This window comes from Actinomadura sp. 9N215, from assembly GCF_044326345.1.
In the GTDB taxonomy this organism is placed as follows: domain Bacteria; phylum Actinomycetota; class Actinomycetes; order Streptosporangiales; family Streptosporangiaceae; genus Spirillospora.
Map to the genome: position 1 here is coordinate 342,184 of NZ_JBIRBA010000001.1, position 12,436 is coordinate 354,619.

11 protein-coding genes are annotated in these 12,436 nt (G+C 72.6%); 6 read left to right on the top strand and 5 right to left on the bottom strand.

Going from position 1 to position 12,436, the window contains the following annotated elements; translation table 11 throughout:
- Positions 1-93 precede the first annotated feature (93 nt).
- Entirely contained in the window at positions 94-711 is a 618-nt protein-coding gene (locus tag ACH34T_RS01625; RefSeq protein ID WP_395990096.1) for a hypothetical protein, read from the top strand.
- A 56-nt stretch (positions 712-767) separates the two neighbouring features.
- On the opposite strand, the gene ACH34T_RS01630 is transcribed toward ACH34T_RS01625, so the two are convergent.
- The 3 genes from ACH34T_RS01630 to ACH34T_RS01640 form a co-directional block, all read right to left on the bottom strand.
- On the bottom strand, positions 768-2,171 hold the full coding sequence (locus ACH34T_RS01630) for an NAD-dependent malic enzyme (RefSeq protein ID WP_395990097.1): 1,404 nt from the start codon (positions 2,169-2,171) through the stop codon (positions 768-770).
- A 53-nt stretch (positions 2,172-2,224) separates the two neighbouring features.
- The gene (locus ACH34T_RS01635; protein ID WP_395990098.1) at positions 2,225-2,854 is read right to left on the bottom strand and encodes an AAA family ATPase; all 630 of its coding nucleotides are present in this window, start codon (positions 2,852-2,854) and stop codon (positions 2,225-2,227) included.
- Between the two features lie 82 nt (positions 2,855-2,936).
- Positions 2,937-3,899, bottom strand: a complete 963-nt coding sequence (locus tag ACH34T_RS01640) for a tetratricopeptide repeat protein (RefSeq protein ID WP_395990099.1) — start codon at positions 3,897-3,899, stop codon at positions 2,937-2,939.
- 463 nt (positions 3,900-4,362) lie between these two features.
- Between ACH34T_RS01640 and ACH34T_RS01645 the strand changes: the two genes are divergently transcribed.
- The 3 genes from ACH34T_RS01645 to ACH34T_RS01655 all read left to right on the top strand — a co-directional run bounded on the left by ACH34T_RS01645 (position 4,363) and on the right by ACH34T_RS01655 (position 7,500).
- Positions 4,363-5,364 carry an ATP-binding cassette domain-containing protein gene (locus ACH34T_RS01645; protein WP_395990348.1) on the top strand — a complete coding sequence of 334 codons (1,002 nt, stop codon included), beginning with the start codon at positions 4,363-4,365 and terminating at the stop codon, positions 5,362-5,364.
- Positions 5,357-6,706 carry a hypothetical protein gene (locus ACH34T_RS01650; RefSeq protein ID WP_395990100.1) on the top strand — a complete coding sequence of 450 codons (1,350 nt, stop codon included), beginning with the start codon at positions 5,357-5,359 and terminating at the stop codon, positions 6,704-6,706. Before ACH34T_RS01645 ends, ACH34T_RS01650 begins: the two co-directional genes overlap by 8 nt.
- Positions 6,707-6,807: 101 nt before the next feature.
- Positions 6,808-7,500 (top strand): DUF4230 domain-containing protein, encoded by a 693-nt coding sequence (locus ACH34T_RS01655; protein ID WP_395990101.1) that lies wholly within the window; start codon positions 6,808-6,810, stop codon positions 7,498-7,500.
- Between the two features lie 23 nt (positions 7,501-7,523).
- Here the strand turns inward: ACH34T_RS01655 and ACH34T_RS01660 are convergent, their stop codons facing one another.
- Complete coding sequence (locus ACH34T_RS01660) at positions 7,524-8,807, bottom strand: serine hydrolase domain-containing protein (protein WP_395990102.1); 1,284 nt, start codon at positions 8,805-8,807, stop codon at positions 7,524-7,526.
- Between the two features lie 121 nt (positions 8,808-8,928).
- Positions 8,929-10,110, bottom strand: coding sequence for an acetyl-CoA C-acetyltransferase (locus tag ACH34T_RS01665; RefSeq protein ID WP_395990103.1), 1,182 nt, complete (start codon positions 10,108-10,110; stop codon positions 8,929-8,931).
- 107 nt (positions 10,111-10,217) lie between these two features.
- On the opposite strand from ACH34T_RS01665, the gene mce reads away from it, so the two are divergent.
- A complete protein-coding gene (mce, locus tag ACH34T_RS01670) occupies positions 10,218-10,652 on the top strand; it encodes a methylmalonyl-CoA epimerase (RefSeq protein ID WP_395990104.1) in 435 nt (144 codons plus the stop codon).
- 384 nt (positions 10,653-11,036) lie between these two features.
- Complete coding sequence (locus ACH34T_RS01675; RefSeq protein ID WP_395990105.1) at positions 11,037-12,368, top strand: DivIVA domain-containing protein; 1,332 nt, start codon at positions 11,037-11,039, stop codon at positions 12,366-12,368.
- Positions 12,369-12,436: the final 68 nt, after the last annotated feature.

Genomic DNA, 12,436 nt, shown 5'->3' on the forward strand with positions numbered 1-12,436 from the left:
GGGATATCGGCACCACAAGCACCTAGGTCGACAATGATCTAGGATCATCGACCACCCGCGCGGCGGCCGCCGAGCGGGCCGGGGAGGACCGCGATGCAGTTGCCCAGGGTCGTCATCGCCGCCGTGTTCTTCGTGATCGGGGCGCTGATCGCGATCCCGGCCCTGATCAACGCGTTCACGGACGACGGGGAGCCCAGGGCGTCGGCGACCACCTCGCCGAGCCCGTCCGCGTCGTCCAGCCCGTCCCCCGGCGGGTCGAAGGGGGCGCAGGCGGTGACGGCCACGATCGGGTCGGTGTCGTGCCCGGCGAGCACGGTGAACGTCACGGTCCGCAACACCGGCACCAAGACCGAGGACTTCGGGATCGAGAAGAACGACGACACCGCCGCGATCCCCGGCCAGATCCGGCCGGACTCGACCCGGACGGTCGCCGTCCGGCTCCGCGAGGACCGCCGCACCCTCATCACGGTCAACTGGGCGAACAAGCGGCTTGAGACCAAGACCGTCAGGGCGAACTGCGAGAAGGCCGGGGCCGCCCCGGCGCCTACGAAGAAGCCGCCGGAGAAGCTGCCGCACACCGGCCCCGACGACCTCGTGTGGGCCCGCGCCGCGACCGGCGTCGGCATCATCCTCACCGGCGCGATCATCTTCTGGTACGGCGGGGTCTGGCCCCGCCGCCGCGACCAGGTCTTCGCGAAGAAGAACTCCTAGGCCGTGTTCTCCTCGTCCCGGGGCGCCCCGGGCAGGTAACGCGCTCGCGCGACGGCTCAGGCCTCCGTGCGGGGGCGGCCGCCCGCGGCCTCGCGAACGGCGCCCGCGACGCGGGTGCTGACGTCCGGGTGGAACACGCTCGGGACGATGTAGTTCGGGCCCAGCTCGTCCGGCGTGACGACCTCCGCGAGGGCCTTGGCGGCGGCGGCGAGCATGTCCAGCGTGACGCCGTCGGCCTGCGCGTCCAGCAGGCCGCGGAAGACGCCCGGGAACGCCAGCACGTTGTTGATCTGGTTGGGGTAGTCGCTGCGGCCGGTGGCGACGACGGCGGCGTGCTCGCGGGCCTCGTCCGGCGACACCTCGGGCTCGGGGTTGGCGAGCGCGAACACGATCGCGTCGTCGTTCATCGTCGCGATGTCGTCGCCGTTCAGGATGCCGGGCGCGGACACGCCGATGAACACGTCGGCGTCCTTCACGGCGCCGCGCAGGTCGCCCGCGTAGCCGCCGGCGTTGGTGTGGGTCGCGATCCAGCGGAGCGAGTCGTCCAGGTCGTCGCGGCCGGCGTGGACGGCGCCGCGGTAGTCGCAGACGACGAGGTCCCGCGCGCCCGCGTGGATCAGCAGCTTCAGGATGGCGCTGCCCGCCGCGCCCGCGCCCGCCATCGTGATCCGGACGGAGCCGAGGTCCTTGCCGACGACGCCCAGCGCGTTCGTCAACGCGGCGAGCACGCAGATCGCGGTGCCGTGCTGGTCGTCGTGGAAGACGGGGATGTCGAGCAGCTCGCGCAGCCGGGCCTCGACCTCGAAGCAGCGCGGCGCCGAGATGTCCTCCAGGTTGATGCCGCCGAACGCGGGCGCGATGATCTGCACGGTCCGGACGATCTCGTCGGTGTCCTGGGTGTCGAGGCAGATGGGCCAGGCGTCGATCCCGGCGAACCGCTTGAACAGCGCGGCCTTGCCCTCCATGACGGGCAGCGCGGCCTCCGGGCCGATGTTGCCGAGGCCGAGCACCGCGGAGCCGTCCGACACGACCGCGACGCTGTTGCGCTTGATCGTCAGGCGGCGGACGTCCTCGGGGTTGCGGGCGATCGCGAGGGAGACGCGGGCGACGCCGGGCGTGTACGCCATGGACAGCTCGTCGCGGTTGCGCAGCGGCACCTTGGACTGCATCTCGATCTTGCCGCCTAGGTGCATCAGGAACGTCCGGTCGCTGACCTTGTGGATCTTGACGGCGTCGATCTGCTCCAGCGCCGCCGCGATCGCCTCGGCGTGCTGGGTGTCGCGGGTCGCGATCGTGACGTCGATGCGGAGCGTCTCGTGCCCGGCGGTGTTGACGTCGAGGGCCGTGACGATGCCGCCGGCGTTCTCCACGACGTGGGTGATCTGGCTGACGGCCCGCCCCCCGGCCGGCACCTCCAGCCGGACGGTGATGGAGTACGAAACGCTCGGCACGCTCGCCACGACAGCTGCTCCCTCTGCTCCGGATGGGGGCCGCGTCCCGGCCGGCCTTCGACTCAGAACGCCCGCGCCGCCCCGACGATGAGATCGGCGGTCGCGGACGCGGGCAGCCTCGTGGCGTCGATCACGAGGTGGTAGAGCCGTGGATCGGCGGGGTCGACCCCGTAGAAGTGCTTCACGTAGGCCGTACGGGCGCGGTCATTGTCCTCGAGCATACGCTCAACATCGCGGTCGGGTGGCGGGGTCCCGGCGATGGCGCGGGCGAGCCGGCGGTCCTTCGGGCCGTCCAGGCGGACGTGCAGCGCGTCGTCCCGTCCGGCCAGGACGACCGCCGCGGCCCGGCCGAGCAGGACGGCACCGCCGCGATCGGCCATGCGGGTGATCACGCGCTCGGTGTGCTCGACGAACTCCTCCGGCGGGACGAACCCGTGATCGGGGATGTAGACGTCCATGCCGAGCGCGACCGTGGGCAGCCGCGCCGCCCCGGCGAGGATGCGGCCGATGCCGCTCTCGGCGCGGCCGTCGTGGACGAGCGCCTCCTCCAGCGTGCAGCCGATCTCGCCGGCGACGAGCTCGGGGATCGCGCGGTCGACGAAGCGCAACCCGAGCCGCTCCGCCACGGCGGGACCGATCGTCGAACCGTCCGTCCCGAACGTGGCGGAGATGGTCACCACGCGCGCGCTCACATCCCGTCCATGCCCGCTCAGGGCACGGACGGAACTCGGCGATCACATTCGGGCGGCGCTGGTCAGATCCGGAAGTCGCTGGTCAGAACAGGGCGGACTGCAGGGAGCGGCGGGCCTTGGCGACGCGCGGGTCGTCCGGCGGCAGGACCTCGAACAGCGACAGCAGGTGCTTGCGCGCCGCGTCGCGGTCGTCGCCCGCGCCGGCCCTGACCGCCGCCACCAGCCGCTCGAACGCCTGCTCCAGCCGTCCGGTCAGCATCTCCACGTCGGCCGCGCTGATCTGCGCCTGTACGTCGCCCGGCTTCTCCGCGGCCTCCTGGAGGGCGCGCTCCGGGTCCAGCGACCTGACCCGGAGGTTCAGCTCGACCACCGCCAGCCCCTGCTTGGCCTGGGCGTCGCGCGGGTCGCTCGCGAGGATCCGCTCGAACGCGGCCTTGGCGCCGTCCAGGTCACCGCTCTGGAGGGCGTCCTCCGCCTGCTGGTACACCGGGTCGGCGGCGGGCGCCTCCGCGGCGTCGGCGGCGGGCTGCTCGCCCTCGGGGGCGTCCGGCAGGATGCCCTCCTTGCGCAGCGCCTCGAAGAGCTGGTCGATGGCCTGGCGCACCTGCGCCTCGGGCGCCGCGCCGTTCAGGAACGGCAGCAGCTGCCCCGCGACGACCGCCGCGACGAACGGGATGCCGCGCACGCCCATCTGCTGCATGTACGCGCCGAGCTGCGGGTTGGCGTCGATGTCGACCTTGGCGAGGATCCACGCGCCGGCCGCCTCGGTGGCGAGCTTCTCCAGGATCGGCGAGAGCTGCTTGCACGGCCCGCACCACTCGGCCCAGAAGTCCACCAGGACGGGGACGGACTGCGACCGTTCCACGACCTCGGTGTTGAACGTCTCGTCGGTGACGTCCACGACGTACTGGCCGGCGGCGGCCCCGCCCGCGTCCGCCGCGGACGCGCCGCCGCCCTGGGCCCGGCGTTCCTGCTGCTTCCTGGCGGCCGCCTGGCGCGCCCCCAGGTCGATGGCCCCGTGCAACGAAAAGTCCCGAGAAGGCATGGGTCCATCCTGCCCCATGAGCGCCGGTGGCTGCGCGTCCGTCCGCTCCAAGCGGACCGCGCGGCCCGCGCCGGACGTCCCGCACCCCGGGCCGGACGTCCGGCCCGCCCCTTTCCAAAGCACAGTTCGGGAATTGTCCGCCTTTTTCGAATTCTCACCATCGGCGCGGCAGGCAAAGAATCCAGGAGTTCCGCTGTAAAGGCGAAAAGATTGCTGGCACCCATCACCAAGCCCGGTTATAGTCACTGTGTCGATGCATCGCGGCACGGCAAAAGCGACCGGCGCGCCGGGCCCGCCGAACGGCGGAGGCCCGGTCCGGTGGACGCCGAGTGGCAGGGTTGGGGGACCGAGGCCACCGGCGCGTCCGCCGCACCGGGGCTCGCCGGCCGGCCGCCGCGACCGCATGACAAGCAATGGGGGGAATCCTGTGATCGCGGAGCATTCCGTGATCGTGGCCCGAGGAATGGGTGTCCGCCGCGGGGGGCGGTGGCTCCTGCGCCCGGTGACCTTCGGCGTACCCGAAGGCGTGGTCGGCCTGGCCGGTCCACCTGGCGCCGGTAAATCCACTCTGCTGGCCACGTTCGCGACCTTGCGCAGGCCGAATGCCGGCGCGCTGCACATTCTCGGACACGACATCACGAACACCGCCGAACTGCGCGCCGCGCGGGCCGGCATCGGATACCTGCCGGCGCGGTTCGCCCGCGCCGAGCACATGACCGCCGGCGAATTCGTCGAGTATGCGGCGTACTACAAGCGGACCAGCGCGTCCACCGCGCGCTCCACGATGCGGCGGCTCGACCTCGCCGAGGCCGCCGGCACCGAGCTCGCGCTGCTGCCGCCCGACGTCCGCCTCCGCGCCGGGCTCGCCGCCGCGTGCGTCCACGAGCCCGACGTCGTCCTGCTGGACGACCCGTTCGGCGACCTGTGCGCCGCCGCCGAGCCCTGGCCCACCGGCGCCGCAGGTCCCGGCCGGCACGCGCTCACCGCCGCGATGGCCGAGCTGATCCCGGTCCTGCGCTCCCTCGCCCCGACGGTGGTGATCACGGCCGACGTCCCGGAGACGCTCACCGGCTGGTGCGACCGGCTCCTCACGCTCGCCCGCGGCAGGCTGACCGAGCAGCCCACCCACTCGGCCGCCGCCCGCCGCGGCCGCACCGCCGCCGACCGGCGCGGCCCGGACGCCGTGTCCCCCGGCGCCATGTCCCCGAACGCCGTCGCACCGAGCGCCGTGGCACCGGACGCGGCCGCCCCGCGCGACGCCGGGGCGATGACCCCGCAGGGCGCGGGCTCGACGGTCCCGCGGAAGACGAACGCGGCGGGCCATCGCCACCGGCGGCGTCCCGCGCGGCCGTCGCTGCCCCAGTTGCCCCGGCTGACGTTGCCGCAGCCGCCCTGGCCGCAACTGCCACTGCCGGCGAGGCCGCGGGCGAGGCGGCCGCCCGCCGGGAGCGCCACCGGTGTCTGACCTGGGGCGGGTGCTCCGGCTGGACGCCCGTCGCACGGCGCTGCTGGTCGCGGTGCCGGTCCTCACCGCGGTCGGGACGGCGGCGGCCGCGCTGTCGCTGACCCCCGCGGTCGCCTACTGGGACAACACCGTCGTCGCGCTGCTCAACGCCGTCCGCTACCTGAGTCCCGTCGCCGCGGGCCTCGCCGCATGGACCGCCGTACGGGAACGTCCGCTCGACTATCTGCGCGACCTCACCGCACGATCGCCCGCCACCGGCGTGCTGTTCGACCTGCTGCTGCTGTCCGCCGCGGCGCTGGTCTCGTACGTTGCGGTGACGGTCGTGGTCGTCGCCGTCACCTTCGTGCAGGCGGAGGCCGGGCACCCGCACCCGCTGGGCGTGGTGTCGGGTGCGGGCTCGCTCGTCCTGCACGTCGTCGTGGGCTACCTGACAGGACGCGTCGTCCCGCATCGCGCCACCGCGGCCGTGGTCGTCGCCGTGGCGTCGGTGTGGGCGGCGGCCCGCGTCCCCGGCGTGTCGTGGTGGAGCCTGCTTCCCCCGGCGGCGTTCGACCAGCTCGACCTGTTCACCGCCCTGCGTCCCGAGGTCCTCGCCGACCAGGTCACCTGGACGGCCGGGCTGACCGCCGCGCTGATCCTCGGCTACGTGATGTGGGCGACGCGGCGGTTCCTGATCGTCCTGCCGCTGATCGTGGCGCTGGCCGCGACGGTCAGCGCCACGCTCGGACTCCACCGCTCCGGCGGCGGGACGGCCGCGCCCGTGGCCGCCGAGCCGGTGTGCCGCGACTGGCCGCTGACCGTGTGCGTCCACCCCGCGCTGCGCGACGCGCTGCCCAGGCTGATGGCCGCCGCCACGCCGCTCGCCGCGCGGCTGAACGGCACGCCGGGCGCGTTCACCACGGTGGAGCAGCGTCCGGCGTGGGCGCCGATCTCGGTGGCGGACGGCGTCGCCACCGTCCACCTCGACGAGGAGCTGACGCCCGGGTACGCGGCGCGGGCCGTTCGGCAGATCAGCGAGAGCCTCAAGGACGCCCGCACCTGCGTGGCCGCGCCGGACGGCTACCGCGCGGTCGTCGACGCCTGGCTCCTCGGCGAGGACCCGCCCGCCGCCGCCGACGCCCGCTCCGCGCGCCGGTTCGCCTCCTGGACCGAGGCCCGGCGCCGCGCCTGGCTGCGCCTCCACTTCGCCGCCTACCGGACGTGCGCGCTCGGCCCCGCCGACTTCCAGCCCGTGAAGGCCCGCGCCGCCGAGCACGCCCACCATCCGGGGCGCGCCGCGGCCGACTCGCGCGTCCCGGCCCCGAAGCGGAAGGCGCTGGTGCGCGAGGGACGCCCAAACTGACGCGTCCGATGTTGTCCAGTAGCGACGTCGTGGGGGCGATGCCTACGCCTACCTAACCGTCGCGACAGATATGGGACGGTTCTGCCGGGAAGGTCCCGTACATGGCTCGCTCGGAACCGAAGAACGACGCGCCCCGAAGGTCCTTCTCCGTTCTGCCCCGGCGCGGGTTGCTCGTCCCCGCGCTGCTCATCGTCGCGACCGTCGCGGTCGTGCTGCTGGCCCAGCAGGTCCTGCGCGGCCTCCCCGGCTGGCTGAACCCGTTCGCCGAGGAGACCAAGGACCGCAGCGGGCCCGTCCTGCTGCAGTCGATCCGCGACCTGCACCGCTACGAGGCGGCGAGCGGCAACTTCCAGGTCATCGTGGACCTGGAGAAGGACGCCAAATTCCTGCCTGGCGCGCTGCGCGGCAAGCGCACCCTGTTCGTCGGGAACGGGTCCGTCGACGCCTACGTCGACTTCGCGAAGCTGGGCTCGGGCGCCGTCAAGGTGAACTCCGACCGGACGTCCGCCACCATCACCCTCCCGCCGGCCCAGCTGGAGAAGACCAACCTGGACACGAAGCACAGCTACGTCCACGCCACCGAACGCGGCCTGTTCGACCGCTTCGGCGACTTCTTCAGCAGCAACCCGAACAACCAGCAGCAGCTCTACGTGCTGGCGTCCCAGAAGATCCAGACGGCCGCCGCGCAGAGCGGCCTGAAGGAACGCGCCGACGCCAACACGAAGACGATGCTGGAGAACATGCTCAAGGCGCTCGGCTTCACGACGGTCACCGTCAACCTCGGCTCTCGGTGACCGAAGCGGACTGACCCGGAGCGTCAGCAGAGCACGTTTTCGATCGTCTCTCTTGCGGCCATGCCCTGCCGATCGGCGGGCTCCCCGGCGAGCTGGCTCGCCATCGCGACCGTGACGGCCCGGCCGCCGTCCGCGCGGACGCCCTCGCGGACATTGTAGCCGAGCATGTCGCCGCCGTGCGCCCAGTAGCCAGCCCGGTCGCAGCGCAGCGGGTACCAGAACAGGCCGAGCCCGTACCGGGAGCCCTGGTACGGGCCGTCCCATCCGGTCGGGACGGTGCGCTGCATCTGGGCGAGCAAGTGCGGCGGGACGAGCCGTCCCCCGATCAACGCCCGGAAGAACCGGTTGTTGTCCGCCGCGGTGGTGATCATGGCGCCGGACGCGTCCGCCACGCTCGGGTCCAGCAGGGTCACGTCGGTCAGCGGCGCGCCCTCGCCGTACTGATCGCCCGCGCCATACCGCGCGCTCTCGCCGTGCCGCGCGCCCTCGCCGTACTGCGCGTCCTCGCCGTACTGCGCGTCCTCGCCGTACTGGTGGTAGCCGCGGACGAACGGGCGGCGCAGCGTGACGCGGTGTCCCGGAACGTACGTCCCGTGGAGCCGGAGCCGCCGCAGGACGCGGTCGCCCACCTCGTCCTGCCACGACTTGCCGGTCGCCCTCGTGACGATCATGCCGAGCAGGACGTAACCGGTGTTGGTGTAGTTCCACTTCGGCGTCCCGTCGGGGTGGGTCTCGCCGGGCTCGAAGTCGGGCCGGTCCTCAAGCGCCAGGCGCACGAGCCGTTCGGGCGTGTAGTCGTCGAAGCGATGCTCGCGGTAGTAGGCGGCGCTCTCCAGCAGCGGGATGTCCAGCAGGAAGTTGTGCAGGCCGCTGGTGTGCTGGAGCAGGTGGCGGATCGTGATCTTCCGTCCGTCGTTGCCGTTGGCCCGGACGAGCCCGGGCAGCCATCCGTCCACGGTGTCGTCCAGGCTCAGCCGTCCCTCGCCCACGAGCTGGAGCACCACGGTCGCGACGTAGGTCTTGGTGATGCTGGCGGCGCGGAAATGGGCGCCGGGCGGGATGGGCCGTCCGGTGCGCAGGTCGGCGACGCCGGCCCGCGCGGTGATGCGTCCGTCCGGGGTGCGCGCCTCCGCGAGCACGCCGGTGACGCCGAGGCGGTGGATCCCTTCGACGTCGCGGCGCGACCGCTCCTGCGGGTCGGCGGCGGCCGAGGCGGGCGCGGCCCCCACCCCCGCCGTGAGGATCAGGGCTCCGGTGACGGCCAGCGCCCTTCGTCCTTCCCGGGCACGCGCGGCATCCGAGTGCATGGCCGGCTCCTCCCGTCGCCAACGTCCGGTGCGGTCCGTCGAGGCTAGGGATCACGGCCGTGCGGGCACGATGCGGCTGGCCGGTGGGGTGGGACTGGTGCCAGCCCCACCCGGCCGGGGTTCAGGACGCGGGGACGCGGAGGATGAGCGCGTCGCCCTGGCCGCCGCCGCCGCACAGTCCCGCGGCGCCGAGGCCGCCGCCGCGCCGCTTCAGCTCGTAGGCGAGGGTCAGCGCGAGGCGGGCGCCTGACATGCCGACCGGGTGGCCGAGCGCGATGGCGCCGCCGTTGACGTTGACCTTCTCGGGGCCGACGCCGAGGTCGCGCATCGACTGGATGCCGACGGACGCGAACGCCTCGTTGATCTCGATGAGGTCGAGGTCGGCCACGCTCAGGCCCGCCTTGCCGAGCGCGTGCCTGATCGCGTTGGACGGCTGGGAGTGCAGCGAGGTGTCCGGGCCCGCGACGTTGCCGTGCGCGCCGATCTCGGCGAGCCAGGCGAGGCCCAGCTCCTCGGCCTTCGCCTCGGACATCACGACGACGGCCGCGGCGCCGTCGGAGATCTGCGAGGCCGAGCCGGCGGTGATCGTCCCGTCGTTGCCGAACGAGGGGCGCAGCCTCCCGAGCACTTCGGCGGTGGTGTCGCCGCGCACGCCCTCGTCCGTGCCGAACACGATCGGCTCGCCGCGCCGCTGCGGGATCTCGACCGGGGCGATCTCGTCGTCGAACACGCCGTTCTTGATGGCCGCGGCGGCGCGCTGGTGGGAGCGGGCGGAGAACTCGTCCTGCTCCTCGCGGGAGATGTTCAGCCTCGCGTTGTGGCGATCGGTCGACTCGCCCATGGAGAGTCCGTCGAAGGCGTCCGTCAGCGCGTCGTACGCCATGTGGTCGAGGACCTCGACCGAGCCGTACTTGTACCCGCCGCGCGACTTCGGCAGCAGGTGCGGGGCCTGCGTCATCGACTCCATGCCGCCCGCCACGACGATGTCGAACTCGCCCGCCCGGATCAGTTGGTCGGCGAGCGCGATCGCGTCCAGCCCGGACAGGCACACCTTGTTGACCGTGACGGACGGGACGCTCATCGGAATGCCCGCCTTGACCGCCGCCTGCCGGGACGGGATCTGCCCTGCGCCGGCCTGCAGCACCTGGCCGAGGATCACGTACTGCACCTGGTCGCCGGACACGCCGGCCCGCTCCAGCGCCGCCTTGATCGCGTGGGCGCCGAGGTCGGCCGCGGAGAAGTCCTTCAGCGAGCCCGTCAGCCGTCCGATGGGGGTGCGCGCGCCGGCGACGATCACGGACATTTCAGGGGCCTCCAAGGGGTGCGTAGGCGACGTTTGCCACGATACCCAGGAGGACCTCGTTCGGTTCCGTTCGGCCCCGCCTGGCCGCCAGACTAGGGAGAAAGCCCGTGCTGACCCGTATCGACCACATCGGCATCGCCTGTCGCGATCTCGACGCGACCGTCGCGTTCTACCAGGAGACCTACGGCTTCACCGACGCGCATTTCGAGGTGAACGAGGAGCAGGGCGTCCGGGAGTGCATGCTCAAGATCAACGAGACCGGGGACGGGGCGGCCAGCTATCTGCAGCTGATCGAGCCGATCCGGGACGACTCCGCGGTCGCCAAATGGATGGCGAAGAACGGCGAGGGCGTCCACCACATCGCGTTCGGGACGGACGGGACCGTCGCCGGCGAGGCCGCCGGAATCGCGGGCAAGGGCGTCCGCGTGCTGTACGACGCGCCGCGCAACGGATCGATGGGTTCCTTGATCAACTTTTTGCATCCGAAGGACTGCCACGGCGTCCTGACCGAGCTCGTGGAGAAGCGCCGCGACCCCGCATGATCTTGCGGGTGGGGCGGCGTGCCGGGGCCTGCCGGGGCTCCGCGTGACGCCGCCGCGAGCCGCGACCGGATCGTGACGTGTTCGATATCACGGCGGCCGCCGGCCCGCCCCCGACCGCCGCTCTGTGACCGTTCAGACACGTTTGGCGTATTTGTGGGCCCCGTACCTGGGGAGTCGCGGCGCCGGTGAAGTCAATTACAAAGCAGACAAACCACGCAGCGTGTCAAGATGAACCCCCAACACGGCAGTGTCGGGAGTAGGCTTCATTCGCCGGAAGAGGTCTGGGGCACTGAGCCCGTCATGGAGCCCGTCATGCCGTCATGCCAGGCGATCAACCGGTCCCCGGAACCACTGGTAGCCCCGTCACATCCAGGATTGAGCCACATGCAGTCCGACATCGACGCCCAGCTCAGCAACTTCTTCGAAGACACGCCCCCACGCGAGTTCGACGTGGTGCTCCGCGGCTACGACCGGCACCAGGTCGACGAGCACATCAAATCGCTCGACAACGAGGTCCGGCAGACCCGGGAGCAGACCCAGGCCCTGCAGCGGGAACTGTCGGACGCCCATCGTCAGCTTCAGGAACAGGAACGTCCCACCTATTCCGGGCTCGGCGCCCGCATCGAGCAGCTGCTCCGGCTGGCCGAGGAGCAGGCCACCGAGCTCGTGCAGGCCGCCAGGTCCGAGGCCAACGAGATCAAGGCCGCGGCCAAGGTCGACGCCGCCGAGCAGCGCGCCAACGCCGAGAACGACGCGGCCGAGCTGCGCGCCAACGCCCAGCGCGAGGGCGACGACATGCGCGGCGCCGCCGAACGCGAGGCCGAGGAGGTGCGCACGTCGGCCCGCCGCGAGGCCGACGAGCTGACCTCCACGACCGAGCGCGAGGTCGCCAAGCTGCGCGCCACCGCCGACCACGAGGTCGCCGAGAAGCGCGCCGGCGCCGAGCGCGAGATCGCGAAGCTGCGGACCACGACCGAGCGCGAGGTCGCGCAACTGCGCGCGTCCACCAAGCGCGAGCGGGACGAGATCCTCACCACGGCCAAGCGGCAGGCCGACGAGATGCGGGCCCAGGCCCAGCGCATCCTGGAGGAGAGCGAGGCCCAGCGCGCCCAGGCCGAGGCCGAGTTCGAGATCCAGCTGGCCGCCCGCCGCGAGGAGGCCGACCGGCAGGACGCCGAGCGGCACTCCAACGCCCAGGCGGCCACGCAGAAGCTCGTCGCCGAGGCCGAGCAGCGGGCCGCGTCCGCCGAGCAGCGGGCCGCGAAGGCGACCCAGCAGGCCGAGCAGACCCGGCGTGAGGCCGACTCGCACGCCAAGCAGCTCATGGCCAACGCCCGCAAGAACTCCGACAACGTCATCGCCGAGGCCAAGGCGCAGGCCGAGCAGCTGCTCGCCGAGACCAAGGCCGAGGCCGACCGCGTCCGGACGGCGGCGCAGCGGCAGGTCGACGAGCTCACCCGGCAGCGCGACAGCATCACGAGCCACCTCAACCAGCTGCGCCAGCTCATCGGCGGCGTCGCGCCGAACCTCGGCGGCGACGCCGAGCTCGCCGCGGCCCCGGAGAAGGCCGCGATCCCCGCGGCCGACCCCAAGCCGGCCCCGGCGCAGCAGCAGGCCCAGCCGAAGCAGCAGCAGCCGGCCGGGAAGGCCGCGCCCGCCAAGCAGGCCCAAGGCAAGAAGTCCGACGAGGACGACGAGGACTGGTGGCAGGAGTGACCGGATTCACGACCGCCTGACGCGGTCGACGTGCGACGGAGAGCCTAGAGGCCGGAAACGCCTCTAGG